17 protein-coding genes are annotated in these 21,327 nt (G+C 75.5%); 5 read left to right on the top strand and 12 right to left on the bottom strand.

What is annotated here, in order from left to right:
• Positions 1 to 29 precede the first annotated feature (29 nt).
• The 4 genes from ACFCX4_RS05720 (at position 30) to ACFCX4_RS05705 (ending at position 4,360) form a co-directional block, all read left to right on the top strand.
• A complete protein-coding gene (locus tag ACFCX4_RS05720; RefSeq protein WP_376139176.1) occupies positions 30 to 938 on the top strand; it encodes a transporter substrate-binding domain-containing protein in 909 nt (302 codons plus the stop codon).
• 46 nt (positions 939 to 984) lie between these two features.
• Entirely contained in the window at positions 985 to 1,635 is a 651-nt protein-coding gene (locus tag ACFCX4_RS05715; protein WP_376139174.1) for an amino acid ABC transporter permease, read from the top strand.
• Positions 1,632 to 2,483, top strand: a complete 852-nt coding sequence (locus ACFCX4_RS05710; protein WP_376139172.1) for an amino acid ABC transporter permease — start codon at positions 1,632 to 1,634, stop codon at positions 2,481 to 2,483. The genes ACFCX4_RS05715 and ACFCX4_RS05710 overlap by 4 nt, the downstream gene beginning before the upstream one ends.
• 134 nt (positions 2,484 to 2,617) lie before the next feature.
• A complete protein-coding gene (locus tag ACFCX4_RS05705; RefSeq protein WP_376139171.1) occupies positions 2,618 to 4,360 on the top strand; it encodes an FAD-dependent monooxygenase in 1,743 nt (580 codons plus the stop codon).
• Positions 4,361 to 4,412: 52 nt separating this feature from the next.
• Here the strand turns inward: ACFCX4_RS05705 and rny are convergent, their stop codons facing one another.
• The 7 genes from rny to ACFCX4_RS05670 form a co-directional block, all read right to left on the bottom strand.
• Entirely contained in the window at positions 4,413 to 5,864 is a 1,452-nt protein-coding gene (gene rny, locus ACFCX4_RS05700; RefSeq protein WP_376139170.1) for a ribonuclease Y, read from the bottom strand.
• Between the two features lie 282 nt (positions 5,865 to 6,146).
• Positions 6,147 to 6,998: a recombination regulator RecX gene (gene recX / locus ACFCX4_RS05695; protein ID WP_376139169.1), complete on the bottom strand. Its 852-nt coding sequence runs from the start codon at positions 6,996 to 6,998 to the stop codon at positions 6,147 to 6,149.
• A gap of 202 nt (positions 6,999 to 7,200) precedes the next feature.
• The gene (gene recA / locus ACFCX4_RS05690) at positions 7,201 to 8,331 is read right to left on the bottom strand and encodes a recombinase RecA (protein WP_376139168.1); all 1,131 of its coding nucleotides are present in this window, start codon (positions 8,329 to 8,331) and stop codon (positions 7,201 to 7,203) included.
• A 153-nt stretch (positions 8,332 to 8,484) separates the two neighbouring features.
• Positions 8,485 to 9,771, bottom strand: coding sequence for an AI-2E family transporter (locus tag ACFCX4_RS05685; protein WP_376139167.1), 1,287 nt, complete (start codon positions 9,769 to 9,771; stop codon positions 8,485 to 8,487).
• 128 nt (positions 9,772 to 9,899) lie between these two features.
• The gene (locus tag ACFCX4_RS05680; RefSeq protein ID WP_376139166.1) at positions 9,900 to 10,094 is read right to left on the bottom strand and encodes a DUF3046 domain-containing protein; all 195 of its coding nucleotides are present in this window, start codon (positions 10,092 to 10,094) and stop codon (positions 9,900 to 9,902) included.
• A gap of 25 nt (positions 10,095 to 10,119) precedes the next feature.
• Positions 10,120 to 10,683, bottom strand: coding sequence for a GNAT family N-acetyltransferase (locus ACFCX4_RS05675; protein ID WP_376139165.1), 564 nt, complete (start codon positions 10,681 to 10,683; stop codon positions 10,120 to 10,122).
• Positions 10,684 to 10,802: 119 nt separating this feature from the next.
• Positions 10,803 to 12,380, bottom strand: a complete 1,578-nt coding sequence (locus ACFCX4_RS05670; RefSeq protein WP_376139164.1) for a S8 family serine peptidase — start codon at positions 12,378 to 12,380, stop codon at positions 10,803 to 10,805.
• Positions 12,381 to 12,590: 210 nt separating this feature from the next.
• Here ACFCX4_RS05670 and ACFCX4_RS05665 point away from each other — a divergent pair, with 210 nt between their 5' ends.
• Entirely contained in the window at positions 12,591 to 17,327 is a 4,737-nt protein-coding gene (locus tag ACFCX4_RS05665) for a DEAD/DEAH box helicase (protein WP_376139163.1), read from the top strand.
• A gap of 79 nt (positions 17,328 to 17,406) precedes the next feature.
• Here the strand turns inward: ACFCX4_RS05665 and ACFCX4_RS05660 are convergent, their stop codons facing one another.
• The 5 genes from ACFCX4_RS05660 to rimO form a co-directional block, all read right to left on the bottom strand.
• Positions 17,407 to 17,685, bottom strand: a complete 279-nt coding sequence (locus ACFCX4_RS05660; RefSeq protein WP_376139162.1) for a hypothetical protein — start codon at positions 17,683 to 17,685, stop codon at positions 17,407 to 17,409.
• A 52-nt stretch (positions 17,686 to 17,737) separates the two neighbouring features.
• Positions 17,738 to 18,106: a helix-turn-helix domain-containing protein gene (locus ACFCX4_RS05655; RefSeq protein WP_148642736.1), complete on the bottom strand. Its 369-nt coding sequence runs from the start codon at positions 18,104 to 18,106 to the stop codon at positions 17,738 to 17,740.
• A gap of 387 nt (positions 18,107 to 18,493) precedes the next feature.
• Complete coding sequence (locus tag ACFCX4_RS05650; protein WP_376139193.1) at positions 18,494 to 18,973, bottom strand: CinA family protein; 480 nt, start codon at positions 18,971 to 18,973, stop codon at positions 18,494 to 18,496.
• A 196-nt stretch (positions 18,974 to 19,169) separates the two neighbouring features.
• Positions 19,170 to 19,808, bottom strand: coding sequence for a CDP-diacylglycerol--glycerol-3-phosphate 3-phosphatidyltransferase (gene pgsA / locus ACFCX4_RS05645; protein ID WP_376139161.1), 639 nt, complete (start codon positions 19,806 to 19,808; stop codon positions 19,170 to 19,172).
• Positions 19,805 to 21,277, bottom strand: coding sequence for a 30S ribosomal protein S12 methylthiotransferase RimO (gene rimO / locus ACFCX4_RS05640; RefSeq protein WP_376139160.1), 1,473 nt, complete (start codon positions 21,275 to 21,277; stop codon positions 19,805 to 19,807). The genes pgsA and rimO overlap by 4 nt, the downstream gene beginning before the upstream one ends.
• Positions 21,278 to 21,327: the final 50 nt, after the last annotated feature.

The following is a 21,327-nucleotide window of genomic DNA, read 5'->3' as shown; positions in this document are numbered from 1 at the left end:
GTGACCCCAGACCGAGGAGAGCTACCCCCATGAGGACTCGTCGCACCTTCGCCGTCGCGCTCTGTGCCGTCGCGCTCACCGCCACCGCCGCCTGCGGCAAGGACGGCTCCCCCGGCGCCGCCACCACCGGGGCCGGCGGCAGCAGCGCCCCCGCGCTGCCCGCCTACACCGTGAAGACCGACGTGAAGGTGGACTCGCCGACGCTCGCCGCCGCCCGCCAGCGCGGCCAGCTGATCATCGGCGCCAAGGCCGACCAGCCGTTCCTCGGCTGGGAGGACCTCGCCACCGGCGACCGCAGCGGCTTCGACATCGAGATCGCCAAGATGGTCGCCGCCGACCTCGGCTTCGCCCCGCAGCAGATCAAGTGGCAGACCCTGGTCTCCTCGCAGCGCGAGCCGGCCATCTCCAAGGGCCAGATCGACCTCTACGTCGGCACCTACAGCATCAACGACGAGCGGAAGAAGTCCGTCTCGTTCGCCGGCCCCTACTACGTCGCCGGCCAGGACCTGCTGGTCAAGGCCGACAACGGCGCGATCACCGGCCCGGACTCGGTCAGCGGCAAGAACGTCTGCACCGCCACCGGCTCGACCTCGATCAAGAACATCGAGAAGTACTCGCCCAAGATCACCCAGTTCGACACCTACTCGGCCTGCGTCGAGAAGCTGTCCTCCGGCGAGGTCGACGCGGTCACCACGGACGACGCCATCCTCAAGGGCTACGCCTCCAAGTACGCGCCCAAACTCAAGGTCGTCGGCAAGCCCTTCACCAAGGAGAACTACGGCGTCGGCCTGAACAAGGACGACAAGGCGCTGCGCGACGCGATCAGCGACGCCCTCAAGGCCCACCAGGACAACGGCGACTGGAAGAAGGCCTACGACGCCACCCTCGGCCTCTCCGGCTCCGCCGCTCCGCAGCCGCCGGCCCTGGACCGCTACTGATCCCCCCGCTCCCCGAGTCTACGAACCCTGAGAGGAGGGCCGCCGGATGGGCTTCCTGTTCGAGGACGGCAACTTCGCGCTGTTCCGCGACGGCTTCCTGCAGACGATCGAGCTGAGCGCGCTCAGCGCACTGCTCGCCCTGCTGCTGGGCACCCTGCTGGCGGCCTTCCGGGTCTCCCCGGTCCCGGTGCTGCGGGCCTTCGGCACCGCCTGGGTCACGCTCTTCCGCAACACCCCGCTGACCCTGCTGTTCTTCGCCGTGACCTTCGGCCTCCCGCCGCTCGGCGTGCACTTCGGCCACCTCGCCTTCGCGGTGCTGGCACTCGGCGCCTACACCGCGTCGTTCGTCTGCGAGGTGCTGCGCTCCGGCATCAACACGGTGCCGCTCGGTCAGGCCGAGGCGGCCCGCAGCCTCGGCATGACCTTCGGCCAGACGCTCACCCAGATCGTCCTGCCGCAGGCCGCCCGCACCGTGCTGGCCCCGATGAGCAGCGTCTTCATCGCCCTGCCCAGGAACTCCGCGATCGCCGGCGCGTTCAGCGTCAGCGAGCTCTACAGCACCCAGCAGACGTTCTCCGAGCGCGGCTACTCGATCTTCGCGATCTTCTTCTGGGTGGCCTGCGCCTACCTGGTGATCAGCGCCGCCGTCGCCCTGCTGTTCCGCTACCTCGAAGACCGACTGGCGGTGGCCCGATGAGCACCCTGTTCGACCGCTCCGCCGCGCCGGGCGTCCTCTACGACGCCCCCGGCCCGCGGGCCCGCGCCCGCAACCGGGTCCTCGGGGTGCTGTCCCTGCTCGGCGTCGCCGGCCTGCTCTGGTACGTCTTCGCCGCGCTGGACCGGAACGGCCAGTTCGACCCCCGGCTGTGGGACGCCTTCCAGTACACGACCATCCAGCAGCGGATCGTCGACGGCCTGGTCTCCACCCTGAAGGCCTTCGGGCTGGCGGCGGTGTTCTCGCTCGTCCTGGGCGCGCTGCTCGGCGCCGGGCGGCTCTCCGACCACACGCCGATCCGTTGGGTGGCCACCGCCGTCGTCCAGTTCTTCCGGGCGATGCCGCTGCTGATCCTGATCGTCGCCCTCTACTACGCCTTCTTCGCCAAGCAGCCGATGTGGGCGCTGGTGCTGGGCCTCACCCTGTACAACGGCGCGGTGCAGGCGGAGATCATCCGCACCGGCGTGCGCGCCGTGCCGCGCGGCCAGGGCGAGGCCGCCTACGCGCTCGGCATGCTCAAGTACCAGGTGATGCTGACCGTCCTCGTCCCGCAGGCGGTCCGCTCGATGCTGCCCTCGATGATCGGCCAGCTGGTGGTGACCCTCAAGGACACCTCGCTGGGCTTCATCATCACCTACCACGAGCTGCTGTTCGTCGGTAAGGCCATCGCCAGCCAGCCGCTGAACGCCGCCGGCTTCCCGTACATCCCGGTCGTCCTGGTGATCGGGCCCGTCTACATCACGATGTGCCTGTTGCTCACCGCGCTCGCCCGGTGGATCGAGGCACGCGGCCGGGGCGGCGCGAACCGGCGCACTTCGGCTGCTGCTTGACGGACACGCAGGTGAACTGTTGCATTGCTGTTCGTGACACCATCCGGGAGCATCCACGCGGCATATGACGGCAGCCTCACGGCCGACCCATGCTCCGGGTTCCGCGGCGTCCGCCCGGAGCCGGAGGGCCCGGCATGGACCCGGTGATCGTGGTCGGGGCCGGGCCGGTAGGCCTCGCCCTGGCCCTCGCGCTCGCCCGGCACGAGGTGCCGACCGTCGTCCTCGACGAGGGCTCCGGGCTCTCCCCCGAGAGCCCGCGCAGCGTCGTCCTCGGCGCCGACACCGCCGCCTTCCTGACCCGGATCGGATACGCCCGGGCGGTCTCCGACGCCGCCCGCTGGGAGGCCTTCGCCGTCTGGCGCCGCCGCCAGGAGGTGCTCCGGCTCGACCTCGCCGACACCCCCGTCCTGCACCTGCCCCAGCACCGCCTGCAGCGCGGCCTGCGGGACGCCCTCACCGGCACCCCGCTGGTCCGGACGGTCCCGTTCAGCCGGGTCGTCCGGCTCGAACAGGACCGCGACGGTGTCAGCGTCCTCACCCGCAACCCGAAGGACGGCACCGAGACCTGGTGGCGCGGCAGCCACCTGGTCGGCTGCGACGGCGCCCGCTCGGCCGTCCGCAAACTGCTGAAGGTCCGTTTCCCCGGCCGGCCCGCCGTCGACCGCAGCGCCATCGCCACCGTCCGGGTCGACCTGCCGTTCACCGAGCCCCGGCTGCACCGCGAGCCGCCGTGGCGCGGCGACCGCGAGGCCACCGCCCGCCCGCTGCCGGACGGCGTCTGGCGGCTCGACTGGCGGCTGCCCCCCGGCCGGCCGGCGCCCACCGAGCCGGTCGACCCGCACGCCACCTGGCCCGGCATCGTCACCGGCGACACCCTGCTCACCCGGGTCACCTCCACCCTCACCGGCTGGTGCGGCGAACTCCCGAAGTTCGACCTGCTCGCCGCCGCCGACCACACCAACCAGCAGCGGCTGGCCGCCCGGTTCCGGGTCGGCCGCTGCTTCCTGGCCGGCGACGCCGCCCACCTGCACGGCGCGCTCGGCATGCAGAACCTCGCCGACGGCCTGCGCGACGCCGACAACCTGGCCTGGCGGCTCGCCCTCGCCTGGCACCTCCACTCCGGCGGCCCGCAGCCCGGCGGCTCCCTGCTCGACGGCTACGAGGCCGAGCGGCGCGGCGCGGTCGGCGCCCGGCTGCGCGCCGTCGACCAGGCCATGCCGCTGCTGCGCCCGCTGCGCGGCTGGGCGCAGACCAGGCGCTCGCTGATCACCGGCTCGTTCCGCAAGCACGCGCCGATGCTCGCCGACGGCCACCTCGGCACCGGCCACTTCGGCGGCGCCCCCGCCTACCCGGCCGCCCCCTCCGGCGTGCCCGGGCGGGTCCCGGTGCAGCGCGGCACCCGCGGCACCACCTCGCTCAGCGAACTGCTGCCGGCCACCGCGCCCGGTGTGCTCGTCCCGGACCTGCCGGTGCTGGCCACCGACGGCACCCCGGACCGGCTGCACGCCCGGCTCGGCGCGGACTTCCTGCTGCTGCTGGTCGCGCCCGGCACCGCCGTCTGGTCGGCGGAGCACTGGCTGGGCGCCGGGCTGATGCCCCGGCTGGCCGAGGTCGCGGCCGCGCTGCCGGTCCCGGCCGAGGTCCTGGTGACCGAGGCCTATCCCGGCGCCGGCCCGCACACCGTGCTGCTGATCCGGCCCGACGGCCACCTCGTCGGGGTCACCCAGGGCGCGGCCGCCGAGGACCTCCAGGCGCTGGCCGACCGGGCCCGGGGCGGCCCGGCCTCGCTCGCGGGCGGCTCCGGGGCGGAGCAGGACGGGGAGCCGGCGCCGCCGGCCGCCCAGCCGGCCGGCGTCCCGGGCTCCGAGGGCGGCTGAGCCCGACGGCGGCGGGGCCGGCGGTCCAGCGGGCGGCGGGGACCGGAGGGCCCTACCGGGCGACCTCGGTGACCCGGCTCTCCCGGACCACCGTGACCCGGATCTGCCCCGGGTAGGTCAGCTCCTCGGCGACCTGCTTGGCGACCTCCCGGGCGATCACCTGCGCCCCGAGGTCGTCCACCTGCTCCGGCCGGACCATCACCCGGACCTCACGGCCGGCCTGCATCGCGTAGACGTTGGCCACCCCGTCGTGCGACCGGGCGATCTCCTCCAGGCGCTCCAGCCGCCGCACGTACGCCTCCAGCGACTCCTTGCGGGCCCCCGGCCGCCCGCCCGAGCAGGCGTCGGCGGCCTGGGTCAGCACCGCCTCCACCGTCTGCGGCTCCACCTCGCCGTGGTGCGCGGCGATCGCGTGCACGATGTCCGCCGACTCCCCGTGCCGCCGGGCGAAGTCCGCGCCGATCGCCGCGTGACTGCCCTCGACCTCGTGGGTCAGCGCCTTGCCGATGTCGTGCAGCAGCGCCGCCCGCCGCACCGGCTCCGGGTCCACCCCGAGCTCGGCGGCCATCATCCCGGCCAGGTGCGCCGACTCCACCAGGTGACCGAGCACGTTCTGCCCGTAGGAGGCCCGGTAGCGCAGGGTGCCGAGGGTGCGGACCAGTTCCGGGTGCACACCGCCGACCCGGACGGCGAGCAGCGCGTCCTCACCGGCCCGGACGCAGCGGCGCTCGACCTCCGCGCGGCTGCGCTCGTGGACGTGCTCGATCCGCAGCGGGTGGATCCGGCCGTCCTCGACCAGCTGCTCCAGGGTGAGCCGGGCGGTCTCCCGGCGGACCGGGTCGAAGCAGGAGAGCTGGACCACCGCCGGGGTCTCGTCGATGATCAGATTGACGCCGGTGACGGCCTCGAAGCTCCGGATGTTGCGGCCCTCGCGGCCGATCACCCGGCCCTTCATCTCCTCGTTGGGCAGCCGGAACACCGACACCGCGGTCTCGGCGGTCTGCTCGGCGGCCAGCCGCTGGATCGCCCCGGCCACGATGCCCCGGGCCCGCTGCTCGCCCTCCTCGCGGGCGGCCCGCTCGATCTCCCGGACCGTGACCGCCGCCTCCCGCCGGGCCTGCGACTCGGCCGCCCGGACCAGTTCGGCGCGGGCCTGTTCCGCGGAGAGCCCCGCGGTCCGCTCCAGTTCGGCCGCCCGGCGCCGGACCAGATCCTCCGCCTCGCCCCTGGCACGCGTCACCTCGGCCGTCCGCTCGGCCAGTTCGCCCTCGCGGCTGCGCAGCCGGTCGAGCTCCCCGGTCAACCACTCCTCGCGCCGGTCGAGTTCGGCGCGCAGCCGGTCGGCCTGCCGCTCGCCCTGCCGGCGGGCCCGCTCGGCCTCGGCGGCGGCCCGGCGCTGTGCGCTCCGGAACCGCCGGGCGGCCAGCCAGGCCGCCGCCAGGGCCGCCAACAGCACCACCGCCACCAGGGAGGCGGCCGATCCGGCGCTCACCGCGATCCTCATGCTGCCCACTCCCCGTCCCGCCGCGGCACCCCGCCCGGAACCGTCGTGCGGCCGGCCCGGAACCGCCCGGTCACGGGCATGCCGGGAGTGCGGCCGGGGGCGGCCGAGGGATGATCGACGTGCTCCCGCACTGAGTGCGAGGCTAAGCGCGGGTTACGAAACGGTCAAGACTGGCCAGGTAGTTGACCAACCTTCGGGTAACTGTTCGGCGCGGGAACGGCATGTCGGGCCGACCGCCCGGCCGGGGCCGCGACCGCGGACGGACGGCGGTCCGCGGCGGCCTCAGTCCTCGAAACCGTCGTCCCCGAACCCGGGGTCCCCGTCGTCGCCGGAGCACTCCTCCTCGTCGAGCGCCTCCCGCACCACCCGGAAGGCCAGCCCTTCGGAGTAGCCGCGGCGGGCGAGCATCCCGACCAGCCGGCGGGTCCGGGTCTGCCGTTCCAGGCCCCGGGTGGTCCGGAGCCTGCGCTCGACCAGGGCCCTGGCCGCCTCGGTCTCGTCGTCCGGGTCGAGCTGGGCGAGGGCCTGCTCGGCGAGCTCTCCGGTGACCCCCTTCGTCCGCAGCTCCTGGGCGAGCGCCCGCCGGGACAGGCCCCGCACGCTGTGCCGGGACTCCACCCAGGCCCGGGCGAAGGCGGCGTCGTCGATCAGCCCGACCTCCTCCAGCCGGGTCAGCACCTCCTCGGCGACCTCGTCCGGGATCTCCCGCTTGCGCAGGGCGTCGGCGAGCTGCTTGCGGGTCTTGGCCGCGCCGGTGAGCAGACGCAGGCAGATGTCCCGCGCCCGGGTCTCCGGGTCGCTCTGCTCCTCGGCCCCGGAGCGCCGGGACGCCCGGCCCGAGGCCTGCCCGGTGGCGTCCTCCGGCCCGTCGCCGTCGTGCTCCGCGCCCGCGGGGGCGCCTCCCCGCCGGGAGCGGCCGGACGGTCCGGTGCGACCGGACCGGCGCCGGGACCCCTCGCCCGGGAACGCCGGGGCGAGGGCGGCCGCACCCCCGTGACCGGCCGCCCCCGCCCCGGTGCCCGGTTCCTCCCCGCCGTCCGGCCGGGAGGGGTGACGCTCCTCGGCCAGCGCCGAGCGACGGCGCCGCCGCCCCGCGGGCAGCTCGGAGGCGGAGACGAGCCCCAGCTCGCCCACCTCGGCCGGCTCCACCGCTGACCGCCGCGTGCTCCGGGCGCGCGCCGACCCGGCGGCCCTCCCGGACCGGCGCGCCCGGCCGGGCCCCGGTTCCGAACCGGGATCCGGCTCCGGCTGCGGCTCGGCCACGGCCGCGAACCAGTCCGGCGGCCCGTACTCGTCGTCCTCCGGGCCGACCGGCCCGCTGTGCTGCGTCAACGGCTCAGGCCTTGGCGGCCGCCGCCGTCTTCTTCGCCGCGGCCGTCTTGGCGGCGGTCGCGGTGATCGGCTTGGCGGCACCCTCGGCGGCGCCGGCGGCACCGGCCGCCGCCGCGTCGACCGCGGCCGGCTCCTCCACCTTCGGGCCGATGCCCAGCTTGCTCTTGATCTTCCGCTCGATCTCGTCGGCCAGCTGCGGGTTGTCCCGCAGGAAGTTGCGGGCGTTCTCCTTGCCCTGGCCGAGCTGGTCGCCCTCGTAGGTGTACCAGGCACCCGACTTGCGGATGAAGCCGTGCTCCACGCCCATGTCGATCAGGCCGCCCTCGCGGCTGATGCCCACGCCGTAGAGGATGTCGAACTCGGCCTGCTTGAACGGAGCGGCGACCTTGTTCTTGACGACCTTCACGCGGGTGCGGTTGCCGACCGCCTCGGTGCCGTCCTTCAGGGTCTCGATCCGGCGGATGTCCAGCCGGACCGAGGCGTAGAACTTCAGCGCCCGGCCACCGGTGGTGGTCTCCGGCGAGCCGAACATCACGCCGATCTTCTCGCGGAGCTGGTTGATGAAGATCGCGGTGGTGTTCGACTGGTTCAGCGCACCGGCGATCTTCCGCAGCGCCTGGCTCATCAGACGGGCCTGCAGACCGACGTGCGAGTCGCCCATCTCGCCCTCGATCTCCGCGCGCGGGACCAGCGCCGCCACGGAGTCGATGATCACCAGGTCGATCGCGCCGGAGCGGATCAGCATGTCGGTGATCTCCAGGGCCTGCTCACCGGTGTCCGGCTGGCTGACCAGCAGGGCGTCGGTGTCCACGCCGAGCTTCTTGGCGTACTCCGGGTCGAGCGCGTGCTCCGCGTCGACGAAGGCGACCGTGCCGCCGGCCCGCTGGGCGTTGGCCGCCAGGTGCAGGGTCAGCGTGGTCTTGCCGGAGGACTCGGGGCCGTAGATCTCGATCACCCGGCCGCGCGGGATGCCGCCGACCCCGAGGGCGACGTCGAGCGCGGTGGACCCGGTGGAGATCACCTCGATCGGCTCGTTGGCCTTCTCGCCGAGGCGCATCACCGAGCCCTTGCCGAACTGCCGCTCGATCTGGGCGAGCGCCGTTTCCAGGGCCTTCTCGCGGTCCGTACCTGCCATGGCTTCCACCCTCGGGTTCTGTGCTGTGCGCTTCATCGTTCTCGACGCTAGCGCGTCCCACCGACAATCGGCCCCGACCGGGCTCTGCCTGGGGAAAACTCTGCGCCGGACAGTACAGAGAACAAGTGTTCGAATCAAGCCCGCCCGTTCGGCCTACTTGTCGTCCGGCCCCCCGCCGACCATCCGCCGCAGCCGCCGCGCCGCCTCCCTGCGCAGCGCCCGCCGCCGCCGGCGCTGCTCGCCGCGGTCCACCCGCGGGTCGGTGACCTCGTAGCGGCGCACGTAGGTGCCGACGAAGCCCTGCAGGGTGGCCGCCGCCGGGATCGCGATCAGCGCGCCGACCGCGCCGAGCAGCGCCGCGCCCGCGATCACCGAGCCGAACGCCACCGCCGGGTGCACGTCCACCGTCTTCGCGGTGATCCGCGGGTGCAGCAGGTAGTTCTCGATCTGCTGGTAGACCACCACGAACACCAGCACCCAGAGCGCGTCCACCGGCTCGGCGGTGGTGAGCGCCACCAGCACCGGCAGCGCACCCGCCAGATAGGTCCCGATGGTCGGCACGAACTGCGACATGACGCCGACCCAGACCGCCAGCGCGGCCGCGTAGGGGATGTCCAGCAGCGCGAACATCACCCAGTGCGCGAGCGAGGAGGCCACCGCGAGCAGCGCCCGGGAGTAGAGGTAGCCGCCGGTCTTGGCCAGCGCGATCTCCCAGGCCCGCAGCACCTCGGCCTGCTTGGCGGGCGGCAGCATCGAACAGACGGTCCGCCGCACCCGCGGCCCGTCGGCGGTGAAGTAGAAGGTGAAGAGGCCGACGGTGAACGCCTGGAACAGCCCGCCGATCAGGGTCGAGGAGACCCCCCACACGTTGTCCGCGGCCTGCTGGGCGTAGTTCTCGATCGCGCCGGAGTCCTTGAGCAGCTTCTTCTGCAGCTCGTCCAGCGAGAGGTCCTGGTGGAAGGTGCGGTTGATCCAGTCGATCAGGTTGTCGAGCAGGTGCGGGAGGTCGCCCGCGATCTTCCCCACCTGGTCGACCAGCAGGGTGCCGAGGGCCGTCAGGAACCCGCCGACCGCGATCGCCACCGCGACGAAGACCAGGAAGGTGCCGACGCCGCGGCGCAGCCCCCGGGCGGCCATCCGGTCCACCGCGGGCTCCAGCGCCAGCGACAGGAAGAAGGAGACGAGCAGCATCACGAAGAGGTCGATCAGCTGGTGGAAGGCCCAGTCGGCGAGCTGGAACAGCCCGACCATGACCAGCGCGAGCACCATCGCCCGGGGCAGCCAGCGCGGCATCCCGGAACCCCACAGGCCGTCACCCGCGGTGCGGGGCTGCGCGGGCCCCGAGGGCGGGGCGGGCGGGGAGGCGGGCTTAGGGCCCGCGGCCTCGTCGGCGACCTGCGCCGACCTGTCCGAATTCTGCTGTTCTGCACTGCTTGCCACCCGCACAGTCTTACCCATGCCCCACGCGCGTTCGAGCATCGGGCGGAGCCCGTCGGGCGGCGGCCGGGGCCGGGCCGGGCCCGGCGGCCGGCCGGTGGCGGGTCCCGCCGCGCGGCCGGCGCCACGGGTCAGCGGAGCAGCGCGGGGACGCCCTGGGTCTCGCAGACCACCCGCCAGACGTCCTTGGCCTCCCAGCCCGCGTCCAGCACCTGGCGGACCGTCCGTCCGCCCAGCTCGCTCATCACGTGGTCGCTCGCGAAGGACTCCGCGTACGCCTCGCCGAAGTGCTCGTACATCCGCCGCCAGAACTCCGTCAGCCTCATGCCCCCAGTATCCCGGACCGCCGGCCTACCGCGGCGGCCGCGGCCGGCCGGGGGCGGTCAGCGCGTACTCGACCTCACCGTGCTCGCTGCCCGGGATCGGCTCCGGCCAGTCCTCGTGGACGGTCCGCACGTACGACAGCCCGGCCTTCTCCATCACCCGCCGGGAGCCGTGGTTGACCGCCATCGTCCAGGCCACCACCCGCTCGACGCCGAGCCGGGTGAAGCCCCGGTGGATCAGCGCCCGGGCGCCCTCGGTGGCGTAGCCGCGCCCCCAGGCCGCGCGGCGCAGCCGGTAGCCCAGCTCGGCCTCGGCCCGGTCGCCGTCCGGGGGCCGGAACTCGAACCACCCGAGGAAGGCCCCGCCCGCCCGCTCCTCGGCGGCCCACCAGCCCAGCTCGCCGCCGTACCGGCGGTAGTGGTCGAAGTAGAGCGGCAGCAGGGTGTCCTCGACGACGGCGCGCGGGGTGGCGCGTCCGCCGGTGAGGTAGCGCGTCACCTCCGGGTCGGAGTCCAGCTCGACCAGCGCGTCCACGTCGTCGGGGGTGAAGCGGCGCAGCACCAGCCGCTCGGTGGTGAGGTGGACGTCCATCCCCCGATCCTCGCCCGGCCGCCCCGGCCCGTCACCCGGTTTTCCCGGCCGCCCCCGCCCGGGTGCGCGCGGCCCGCCCCCCGGGCCGCTCCCGTCCCGGACCGCCCTCGCCCGCCCGGTCAGCGCGGCAGGGCGAGCGCGCCCGCGCCGTAGTACTCGCGGTCCCCGCAGACGTGCGGACCGGGCCGGCACCCGGCGGACGCGGTGGTGGCCAGCAGCGCGGCGAGCCGGTCGGAGTCCCAGTCCGGGTGCAGCGCGGCGGCCACCGCGACCGCCCCGGTGACGTGCGCGGCGGCCATCGAGGTGCCGGCCAGCGCGGCGTACCGGCCGTCGGGCCAGTCGGAGACCACCGCCCCCTCGGCCCCGCCGTCCGGGTCCCCGCCGGGAGCGGCCAGCGAGACCCGGCCGCGCCCGTGGTTGGTGTAGGCGGACGGGCGGCCGTCGCGGTCGACGGCGGTCACCGTGACCACCCCGGGCAGCTCGCCGGGCAGCCGGAGGCACCCGGGGTCGAGGTGGCGGGACTGCGGCGGGCCGGCGGTGCGGTCGTTGGGGCTGCGTTCGTCGGGACGGGCCGCACCGAGGTCCTGCGCGTCGTTGCCCGCCGAGGCGACCACCACCGCACCGCGCCCGCGGGCGTACCCGACGGCCCGGCCGACGGCGGCGGCCAGCGCGGCCTGGTCGGGGTCGTCGGGGCAGTTGTACTTCCAGGGGTCGGCGAAGTAGCTGTTGTTGATCGCCCGGGCGCCGTGGTCGGCGGCCCAGAGCATGCCGCAGACGATGTTCTCGGCGTAGTACTGGCCGAGCGGGCCGAGCAGCCGTACGGCGGCGATCCGCACGCCGGGCGCGACCCCGCTGACGCCGCGGCCGTCCCGGGCGGCACCGACGATCCCGGCGACGTGGGTGCCGTGGCCGCTCTCGCCGACCCCGGCGTCGGGGCGCCAGGAGCCGGTGCGGGCGTCGGGGCGGCCGTCGGCGCAGGAGGCGGAGCTCTTCGGGTCGACGGCGGCCCGCAGGTCGGGGTGGGTGTCGTCGACCCCGGAGTCGAGGACGGCGACCAGCACCCGGTGCAGGGCGTCGGCGCCCGGGAGCGCCGGGCCCGCCCCGGTGGGACCGGCGTCGGCGGCGCCCCCGGAGCCGGCGACGGAACCGCCCCCGGAGCCGAGCAGGGCGAGGTTCCAGGCGTCGCGTTCACCGGGGTCGGGGACGGTGGCGTCGCTCGCGCCGTCCGCACCCGCGGCGCCGTCGCCGCCCGCCCGGTCCGCACCCCCCGGTGCGGCCCGGAAGTCGCCCGCGCCGTCCACCGCCCGGGGCGGGCCGGGCACCGGCGCGGTGCGGGTGGCACCGACCGCGGCCACCCCGGGGCGGCCGCGGACCTTCTCCGCGAAGCCTCCGGCGGCGTAGGCGAGCACCACCCCGATCTGCGGGTACTCCTGGACGACCTGCCCGCCGGCCGCCCGGGCCACGGCCGCCGCCAGGCCGGCCCCGTCGGCGTCGGCCCGGTCGGCGAGCACCAGGTAGCTGAGGTAGGCGCGCCCCGGCCCGGCGACGTACGGCACGGCGCCGCCGACGACCAGCGCGGTGAGCAGCATCGCGAGCAGCGCCCGGAACGGGCCCCGGCCACCGCGGCGCCGGGCCGGACCGGCCACCCGGACGGGGACCGGGGCGGGACCGCGGCCGGACGGGTCCGCCTGCGCCATGGCACGGTCTCCGCTCGTCGGTCCCGGCGGCCGCGCCGGGGCGGCCCGCCGCGGGAGGGCTGGTCCTCACAGAGGCATCACAATGTCCGAATCATCACCATATGATCCGCTTGTTCGGCCCGCCTTCCCGGTTGCCCCGAACGGCCGCCGACCCGCCCCGCGCCCGCCGCACCCGCCGTGTTGTCGGTGCCACCCGGCACCATGGGAGGCATGGCGACCGAGCACCCGACCCCGACCCCGGCCGACCCGCTGGCCGGCTTCGCCCCCGCCACCCGGGCCTGGTTCACGGGCGCCTTCTCCGCGCCCACCACCGCCCAGGCCGAGGCCTGGCGCGCCATCGCCCGGGACACCGACGTCCTCGTGGTCGCCCCCACCGGCTCCGGCAAGACCCTCGCGGCCTTCCTGTCCGCCCTGGACCGGCTCAGCAGCACCCCGCCCCCCGCCGAACCCGGGCGCCGCTGCCGGGTGCTCTACATCTCCCCGCTCAAGGCCCTCGCGGTCGACGTCGAACGCAACCTCCGCGCCCCGCTGGCCGGCCTGCGGCAGGCCTCCGTCCGGCTCGGCCTGCCCGAGCCGGACGTCCGGGTCGGCATCCGCTCCGGCGACACCCCGGCCGCCGACCGCCGCCGCTTCGCCACCCACCCGCCGGACATCCTGATCACCACCCCCGAGTCGCTCTTCCTACTGCTCACCTCCGCCTCCCGCGAGGCGCTGCGCGGCGTCGACACGGTGATCCTCGACGAGGTGCACGCCGTCGCCGGCACCAAGCGCGGCGCCCACCTCGCGCTCTCCCTGGAGCGGCTGGACGAGCTGCTCGACCGCCCGGCCCGCCGGATCGGCCTGTCCGCCACCGTCCGCCCGGTCGAGGAGGTGGCCCGCTTCCTCAGCCCCGGACGCGGCGCCGAGGTGGTCCAGCCGCCCGCCGCCAAGGAGTTCGACCTCTCCGTGGTGGTCCCCGTCCCGGACCTCGACGACCTGCCCGCCGCCCCCGCCGCGGACGGCGCCGCCGAGAACGACCCGCAGCGCCGGAACTCCGTCTGGCCGCACGTCGAGGAACGCATCGTCGACCTCGTCCAGGCCCACCGCTCGACCATCGTCTTCGCCAACTCCCGCCGTCTCGCCGAGCGGCTCTGCAACCGGCTGAACGAGATCGCCCTCGAACGCGCCGCCGGCGCCCCGCTGCCCGAGGCGCACGGCCCCGCCCTGCTGATGGGCGGATCCGGCGCCGCCCTCGGCGCCCCGCCGGTGATCGCCCGCGCCCACCACGGCTCGGTCTCCAAGGAGCAGCGGGCCCTGGTCGAGGAGGAGCTCAAGGCCGGCCGGCTGCCCGCCGTGGTCGCCACCTCCAGCCTGGAGCTCGGCATCGACATGGGCGCCGTCGAACTCGTGGTCCAGGTCGAGTCCCCGCCCTCGGTCGCCTCCGGCCTCCAGCGGGTCGGCCGGGCCGGCCACCAGGTCGGCGCGGTCTCCACCGGCGTCGTCTTCCCCAAGTACCGGGGCGACCTCGTGCAGTCCGCCGTGGTCACCGAGCGGATGCGGGCCGGCCGGATCGAGGCGCTGCGCGTCCCGCGCAACCCGCTGGACGTCCTCGCCCAGCAGCTGGTCGCGATGACCGCCCTGGACACCTGGCAGGTCGACGACCTGCTCGCCGTGGTCCGCCGGGCCGCGCCGTTCGCCACCCTCCCGCAGTCCGCCTTCGACGCCGTGCTCGACATGCTGGCCGGCCGCTACCCCTCGGACGCCTTCGCCGAGCTGCGCCCCCGCCTCGTCTGGGACCGGGTGGCGGGCACCGTCACCGGCCGCCCCGGCGCGCAGCGGCTCGCCGTCACCTCCGGCGGCACCATCCCCGACCGCGGCCTGTTCGGCGTCTTCATCGCCGGCACCGCCGAGTCCGGCCCGAAGCCCGACCGGAAGGGCTCCGGCGGCCGGCGCGTGGGGGAGCTCGACGAGGAGATGGTCTACGAGTCCCGGGTCGGCGACGTCTTCACCCTGGGCACCACCTCCTGGCGGATCGAGGACATCACCCACGACAAGGTGATGGTCACCCCCGCCCCCGGCGTCCCCGGCCGGCTCCCGTTCTGGAAGGGCGACTCCCTCGGCCGCCCCCTCGAACTCGGCCGCGCTCTGGGCGCCTTCACCCGCGAACTCGGCGCCCTCGACCCGGAGGCCGCCACCGCCCGGCTCAAACGGGCCGGCCTGGACGACTGGGCCGCCGGCAACCTGCTCGACTACCTCGCCGAGCAGCGCGCCGCCTGCGGCCACCTCCCCGACGACCGCACCATCGTGGTCGAACGCTTCCGCGACGAACTGGGCGACTGGCGGATCGTCGTGCACTCCCCCTTCGGCGCCCAGGTGCACGCCCCCTGGGCCCTCGCCCTCGCCGCCCGGCTGCGCGAGAAGCACGGCCTCGACCCGCAGGTCATGCACGCCGACGACGGCATCGTGCTCCGCCTGCCCGACGCGGACCTCCTCTCCCCCGACTTCGACTTCGGCGCGCCCGTCGGCCGGCCCTCCGACGGACCCGCCCCCGGCGGACCGGCCCCGGACGACGCCCCGGTCGGCGCCGACGCCGCCCTGTTCGACCCGCAGGAGATCGAACAGCTGGTCACCGACCAGGTCGGCGGCTCCGCCCTGTTCGCCTCCCGCTTCCGCGAGTGCGCCGGCCGCGCCCTGCTGCTCCCCCGCCGCAGCCCCGGCAAGCGCACCCCGCTCTGGCAGCAGCGCCGGCGCGCCGCCCAACTGCTGGAGGTCGCCGCCGAGTACGGCTCCTTCCCGATCGTGCTGGAGGCCGTCCGCGAGTGCCTCCAGGACGTCTTCGACGTGCCCGGCCTGGTCGAACTGATGGGGGACCTGGAGTCCCGCGCCGTCCGCCTGGTCGAGGTCACCACCCCTGAGCCCTCCCCGTTCGCCCGCTCCCTGCTCTTCGGCTACGTCGCCCAGTTCCTCTACGAGGGCGACACCCCCCTCGCCGAACGCCGCGCCGCCGCCCTCTCGCTCGACTCCCGGCTGCTCTCCGAACTCCTCGGCCAGGCCGAACTGCGCGAACTGCTCGACCCGCAGGTCCTCGCCGAGCTGGAGGCCGAACTCCAGCGGCTCACCCCCGAACGCCGGATCAGGGACGCCGAGGGCGTCGCCGACGCCCTGCGCCTGCTCGGGCCGCTCGGCGAGGCCGAGCTCACCGCCCGCGGCGCCGAACCGCTCTGGGCGCTCGAACTGGAGGCCGCCCGCCGGGTGATCCGGGTCCGGATCGCCGGCGAACCGCGCTGGGCCGCCGTCGAGGACGCGGGCCGGCTGCGCGATGCCCTCGGCACCCCGCTCCCGGTCGGTGTCCCCGAGGCCTTCACCGAACCGGTCAGGGACCCGCTCGGCGACCTGCTGGCCCGGCACGCCCGCACCCACGGCCCGTTCACCGCCGCCGAGGCCGCCGCCCGCTTCGGCCTCGGCACCGCCGTGGTCGCCGGCACCCTGCACCGCCTCACCGCCGGCGGCCGCCTGGTCCAGGGCGAGTTCCGGCCCGCCGACGGCCACACCGCCGCCGTCGAGTGGTGCGACGCCGACGTCCTGCGCCGTCTGCGCCGCCGCTCGCTGGCCGCCCTGCGCCAGGAGGTCGAACCGGTCCCGCCCCGCGCGCTGGCCGCCTTCCTCCCGCAGTGGCAGCACCTGGCCGGCCACCGGCTGCGCGGCCCCGAGGGCCTGCTCCGGGTCGTCGAACAGCTCCAGGGCACCGCCCTGCCCGCCTCCGCCCTCGAAAGGCTGATCCTCCCGGCCCGGCTCGCCGACTACTCCCCCGGCCTGCTGGACGAACTGACCGCGGCCGGCGAGATCGGCTGGGCCGGCGCCGGCGCGCTGCCCGGCAAGGACGGCTGGATCAGCCTGCACCTGGCCGAGAACGCCCACCTGCTGCGCCCCGAGCCGGTCCCGCCCGCCCTCACCCCGGTGCACACCGCACTGCTGGAGGCGCTGAACGGCGGCTACGGGCTGTTCTTCCGCCAGTTGACCGCCCACCTCCCCGAGACCCCCGAGGCGGAGCTCGTCGAGGCCCTGTGGGACCTCGTCTGGGCCGGGTACGTCAGCAACGACACCCTGGCCCCGCTGCGGGCCGTGCTCGGCTCCGGCCGGACGGCCGGAGCCACCGCGCACCGGGCGCCCCGGACCACCCCGCGCGGCCGCTACGGCGGCGCTGGCCGCCCCTTCGGCCGGGCCGGCGGCGCGCTGCGCAGCGGCCCGCCGACGGTCGGCGGGCGCTGGTCGCTGCTGCCGCCGTTCGCCGCCGACCCGACCGTCCGGGCCACCGCCCGGGCCCAGAGCCTGCTGGACCGGCACGGCCTACTCACCCGGGGCACGGTGGCGGCCGAACGGGTGCCCGGCGGCTTCGCCGGCGTCTACCGGGTGCTGGCCGCCATGGAGGAGCGCGGCCGGGCCCGCCGGGGCTACTTCGTCGAGGGGCTGGGCGGCGCCCAGTTCGCCATGGAGGGCGCCGCCGACCGGCTGCGGTCGGTCAGCGGCCGGCTGGAGCGGGCCCGGGGCACCGAGTGGCCGGCCGCGCCGTCCGCCGAACCGCCGCAGGCGCTGGTGCTGGCGGCGGCCGACCCGGCCAACGCCTACGGCGCCGCGCTGCCCTGGCCCGAGCCGCCCGCCGGGGCCGCCGAGGCCGCGGCCCGGACGCACCGGCCGGGCCGCAAGGCAGGCGCCCTGGTGGTCCTGGTCGACGGCGAGCTGTGCCTGTACGTCGAGCGCGGCGGCAAGTCGCTGCTGGCCTGGGCGCAGGACGGCGCCACGTCGGCCGCGGCGGCCGCCGCGCTGGCCGGGGCCGCCCGGGCCGGGGCGCTCGGCAGCGTCACCGTGGAACGGGCCAACGGCGAGCCGGCCCTCGGGTCGGCGCTCGGCGCGGCCCTGGAGGAGGCCGGCTTCCACCCCACGCCCCGCGGGCTGCGGCTGCGCCCCTGAACGGCGGGCGGGCCCGCGGACACGGCGAGGGCGGCGGGACCGTCCGGTCCCGCCGCCCTCGTTCGTCCTCCACGGCCGCTCACCCCTCCGGGGGACCGGTTCCGCGGTGTGCCGCCGGTTCGGCCGTCCGGCGCCGGGACGGGCCGGTGGCCCGCCAGTCGGCGTGGACCGGGATCAGCCCGAGCCCCCAGCCGCCGGCCGCCAGCAGTGCCGGCACCGCGCCGCCGGAGAGTTCTCCGCGACCGGTCAGCACCCACCAGCCGAATGCGCCGGCGAGCACCGCCGGCACCGTCAGCAGGGCCAGGATCCGCCGGGACCGTATTCGGGCCCCGGCACGCGTCGCCGCCGCACTCCGCACGACCGCCTCCTTCGCTCGACCCGGGCCGCAGCGGACCCGTACCGAGGCCGGGTCAGGCGGCGACCACGTCCATCGCGGCGGCCTTGGGCGACAGGTTCGCCCGGTCGGTGCCGGGAGCCGGCAGCGGAACCGGTTCGAGTACCGGCCTCAGCAGTTCACCTTCGGAGAGGGTGGCCATCGCCGCAAGTTCGGCGAGCGACAGTTCGTCGCTGACCTCGCGCATGACCTCGGACATCCGGACGTCGAGCGCGTCGCAGATGGCGGAGAGCAGCTCCGAGGAGGCCTCCTTCTGTCCCCGCTCGACCTCGGAGAGGTATCCGAGCGAAACCCTGGCGGCCGCCGACACCTCGCGGAGTGTGCGGCCCTGGCGCTGGCGCTGCCGACGCAGTACATCGCCCAGTAGGCGACGGAGCAGGATCATCGGTGCCTCCCTCCTCGGACTGCGGATCGAGATGTCACGCCCCCACCGTACCGCCTTGCCCGCTTCGCGTGCGGGGACCATGGTCGTGTTCACTCTGGGCTGCAAGGCTGTCCCCTCCCCTGTTTCGGTGTCGCACCCGGGTCGGCGGGCACCCCGTCGTGCCCTCCGGGCGGCACTCGGCCACCGTCACGCCACTCGCTCGCCACCTGGTTTCTGCCCAACCAGGCCCTCCGATGTAACACGATCCTCCAGGTGCGCGATGCCCGCACGCCAGTTCGGCAGATCTCGGTTCGGTGGAGATCTTGACGGGCGGCTCCCGGCGGGTGCCGGGGACCGGGGTGGTGCGGGAGCGGTGGGGCGGGTGGTGACAGCCGTGCGGACGGCGGCTCAGCCCGCGGACGTACCGAACGGGAGCCGCCCGACGAGCAGCTCCAGAGCGGCGGTCACCGCCCCGTGACGGATTGTGGCACGCCCTCCCGACAACCGGGGCGAACTGACCAGACTTCCCTCCGGACCGGCGACCGCCAGGTGTACCGTGCCCACCGGCCGCCCGTCCTGCGGGTCCGGACCGGCCACCCCGGTCGTCGCGACGCCGTAGGTCGCGCCGAGCAGCTTGCGCACGCCCTCGGCCATCTGCCGGGCCACCACCGGGTGGACGGCGCCGTGGACGTCCAGCAGCCCCTCGTCGACACCGAGCACCGAGGCCTTCAGCTCGGTCGCGTACGCGGTCACCGAGCCCCGGAAGGTCGCGGACGCCCCGGGGACGTCCACCAGCGCGGCCGCCAGCAGTCCCCCGGTCAGCGACTCCGCGACGGCCACCGTGGCGCCCCCGGCCCGCAGCCCGGCGTGCGCCCGCTCGGCCAGCAGGCGGGCGGCGGCCGCCCCGTCGACCGGCGCGCGGCCGGCCGGCCCGCTCCCGGTCCCGTCCGCCGGTCCGCTCCCCGCCACGCCCCCGGACCTTCCGCTCATCCGACGTCCCTCCCTCGCGCTCCCCGGGCCCGCCCCGGAGTACCCGCCATTGTGGGCGGCCCGCAGACGGCCCCGGGGCCGGACCGCCCGGGTTTCACCCGCGCGGGCGCTGCGCCGCCAGGCCCTCCCGGCGCAGGCGCAGCGCCTGCCCCACGTAGTCCAGCGCGGTGCCCACGGTCAGCAGCACGGCGACGCCCATCAGCACGGCCCGCGCGGTGGCCAGCCAGTCGGTCAGCGCCAGGACGTACATGCCGACCGCGATGCCCTGGGTGAGCGTCTTGATCTTGCCGCCCCGGCTGGCCGGGATGACGCCGAAGCGGATCACCCAGAACCGCATCAGCGTGATGCCGAGCTCGCGGGCCAGGATCACCACGGTGATCCACCACGGCAGGTCGCCCAGCACCGAGAGGCCGATCAGCGCCGCGCCCATGATCGCCTTGTCGGCGATCGGGTCGGCGATCTTGCCGAAGTCGGTGACCAGACCCTTGCGCCGGGCCAGCTCGCCGTCGAACAGGTCGGTGATCATCGCGATGGCGAAGGAGGCCCAGGCCACCGAGCGCCACTTGGGGTCGTGGCCGCCGTCGGCGAAGAGCAGGGTCACGAAGACCGGGACCAGCAGCAGCCGGACCATGGTCAGCACGTTCGCGATGTTCCAGATCCCCGGCGAGGCGGTCACCGCGGCCGCCGGTCTGCCCGGGTGGGCCGCGGCCGGGGCGCCGGGCCCCTGGGTCATGCCCCGGCTCCGGGCGCCCGGCGGACCCGCACCTGCTCCAGCGCCTCGGCGACCAGGTCGACGCCCTCGGAGGCGACGACCCGTGCCCGGTAGAACCGGCCGACCTCGGCGTCCCCGGCACCGGTGAGCGTGGTGAGGCCGTCCGTCTCGGGCGCCTGGTGGGCGGCACGGCCCTCGACCAGGTCGCCGTCGACCGACTCGACCAGCACCTCGACCTCGGTGCCGATCCGCTGCTCGGCACGCTGGGCGGTCATCTCCTCGGCGAGCCGGGTGAGCCGGGCCAGCCGGTCGGCGACCACGTCCTCGGGCAGCTTGTCGCCGTAGGTGGCGGCCTCGGTGCCCTCCTCGTCGGAATAGCCGAAGACGCCGATCGCGTCCAGCCCGGCGTGGGTGACGAAGCGCTCCAGCTCGGCGAAGTCCGCCTCGGTCTCGCCGGGGAAGCCGACGATGAAGTTGGACCGGGCACCGGCCTGCGGGGCCTTGCCGCGGATGGTGCCGAGCAGCTCCAGGAACTGGTCGGTGGAGCCGAAGCGGCGCATCCGGCGCAGCACCGCGGGCGCGGAGTGCTGGAAGGACAGGTCGAAGTAGGGCACCACGCCGGCGGTGCCGGTCATCGCGTCGATCAGCCCGGGGCGCATCTCGGCGGGCTGCAGGTAGGAGACCCGGACCCGCTCCACGCCGTCCAGCCCGGCGATCTCGCCGAGCAGCGTCTCCAGCAGCCGGATGTCGCCGAGGTCCTTGCCGTACGAGGTGTTGTTCTCGCTGACCAGGACGACCTCGCGGACGCCCTGCTCGGCCAGCCACTGGGCCTCGTGCAGCACGTCGGAGGGGCGGCGGGAGATGAACGAGCCGCGGAACGCCGGGATGGCGCAGAACGAGCACCGCCGGTCGCAGCCGGAGGCGAGCTTGACCGAGGCGACCGGGCTGTCGTCCAGGCGCTTGCGCAGGGTGCGCGGCCCGGAGGCGGGCGCGAGGCCCTCCGGGAGGTCCTCGGGGGCCCCGTGGCCGGGCAGGGCCACCTCGGCGGCGGCGGCCTGGCGCTCGACCGGGCTCAGCGGGAGCAGCTTGCGGCGGTCGCGCGGGATGTGCGGGGCGTGGTGGCCGCCGGACAGGACGGTCTGGAGCCGGTCGGAGATGTCGGTGTAGTCGTCGAAGCCCAGCACGCCGTCGGCCTCGGGCAGGGCGTCGGCGAGCTCCTTGCCGTACCGCTCGGCCATGCAGCCGACGGCCACGACGGCCTGGGTCCGGCCGTGACCCTTGAGGTCGTTGGCCTCCAGCAGGGCGTCCACGGAGTCCTTCTTGGCGGCCTCGACGAAGCCGCAGGTGTTGACGACGGCGACGTCGGCGTCGGCGGCGTCGTCGACCAGCAACCAGCCGTCGGCCTCCAGTCGCCCGGCGAGTTCCTCGGAGTCCACCTCGTTGCGGGCGCATCCGAGCGTGACAAGGGCGACAGTACGGCGTTCAGGCATAGGGCCAAGATTAACGCGCGGCCGGCGGAGCCGTTCGCCCCGGAGGCCGC

It is taken from the genome of Kitasatospora sp. NPDC056327, from assembly GCF_042261735.1.
GTDB lineage: Bacteria > Actinomycetota > Actinomycetes > Streptomycetales > Streptomycetaceae > Kitasatospora.
The sequence above is the reverse complement of the archived record's forward strand: the minus strand, read 5'-3'. Positions and strand labels throughout refer to the sequence as shown.

Coding starts and splice junctions, on each gene's coding strand:
- ACFCX4_RS05720 (WP_376139176.1), top strand. CDS start 30: ATGAGGACTCGTCGCACCTTCGCCGTCGCGCTCTGTGCCGTCGCGCTC.
- ACFCX4_RS05715 (WP_376139174.1), top strand. CDS start 985: ATGGGCTTCCTGTTCGAGGACGGCAACTTCGCGCTGTTCCGCGACGGC.
- ACFCX4_RS05710 (WP_376139172.1), top strand. CDS start 1,632: ATGAGCACCCTGTTCGACCGCTCCGCCGCGCCGGGCGTCCTCTACGAC.
- ACFCX4_RS05705 (WP_376139171.1), top strand. CDS start 2,618: ATGGACCCGGTGATCGTGGTCGGGGCCGGGCCGGTAGGCCTCGCCCTG.
- rny (WP_376139170.1), bottom strand. CDS start 5,864: ATGAGGATCGCGGTGAGCGCCGGATCGGCCGCCTCCCTGGTGGCGGTG.
- recA (WP_376139168.1), bottom strand. CDS start 8,331: ATGGCAGGTACGGACCGCGAGAAGGCCCTGGAAACGGCGCTCGCCCAG.
- ACFCX4_RS05680 (WP_376139166.1), bottom strand. CDS start 10,094: ATGAGGCTGACGGAGTTCTGGCGGCGGATGTACGAGCACTTCGGCGAG.
- ACFCX4_RS05675 (WP_376139165.1), bottom strand. CDS start 10,683: ATGGACGTCCACCTCACCACCGAGCGGCTGGTGCTGCGCCGCTTCACC.
- ACFCX4_RS05670 (WP_376139164.1), bottom strand. CDS start 12,380: ATGGCGCAGGCGGACCCGTCCGGCCGCGGTCCCGCCCCGGTCCCCGTC.
- ACFCX4_RS05665 (WP_376139163.1), top strand. CDS start 12,591: ATGGCGACCGAGCACCCGACCCCGACCCCGGCCGACCCGCTGGCCGGC.
- ACFCX4_RS05655 (WP_148642736.1), bottom strand. CDS start 18,106: ATGATCCTGCTCCGTCGCCTACTGGGCGATGTACTGCGTCGGCAGCGC.
- pgsA (WP_376139161.1), bottom strand. CDS start 19,808: ATGACCCAGGGGCCCGGCGCCCCGGCCGCGGCCCACCCGGGCAGACCG.
- rimO (WP_376139160.1), bottom strand. CDS start 21,277: ATGCCTGAACGCCGTACTGTCGCCCTTGTCACGCTCGGATGCGCCCGC.